This window comes from Methylorubrum sp. POS3 (assembly GCF_043352485.1).
GTDB classification, from domain to species: Bacteria; Pseudomonadota; Alphaproteobacteria; order Rhizobiales; family Beijerinckiaceae; genus Methylobacterium; species Methylobacterium suomiense.
The window spans coordinates 1-272 of sequence record NZ_JAPRBT010000039.1 but is presented as its reverse complement, the minus strand read 5'-3'; the positions used below and the strand labels follow the sequence as shown (position 1 = coordinate 272).

General features: G+C 73.5%; 1 protein-coding gene. It reads right to left on the bottom strand.

Annotated elements, in window-relative coordinates; translation table 11 throughout:
- Positions 1-272, bottom strand: a 272-nt coding sequence (locus OWC43_RS23420) for a VCBS domain-containing protein (protein ID WP_393958689.1), incomplete at both ends; no start/stop codon positions are given.

Below are 272 nucleotides of genomic sequence, written 5' to 3'. Positions count from 1 at the left end.
GAGCCTGTCGGCCCGGCGGTCTCGGTGACGCTGGCGCGGCCCGGGGCGGTGGTGAAGGTCGGGGCATCGTTGATGCCGGTGAGCGTGACGACGACGTCTTGGTTGGCCACCCCGCCATGGCCGTCGCTGACCTTTACGGTGGTGACGACGCGGGCCACGTCGTCGCGGCCGAGGAAGTCGAGGGCGCCGTCGGCGAGGGCGTAGCTCCAGCCCGCCTCGCCGGCATTGGCGCCGAGGGCGCCGGTCGGCATGGTGAAGCCGGCCTTGAGCGC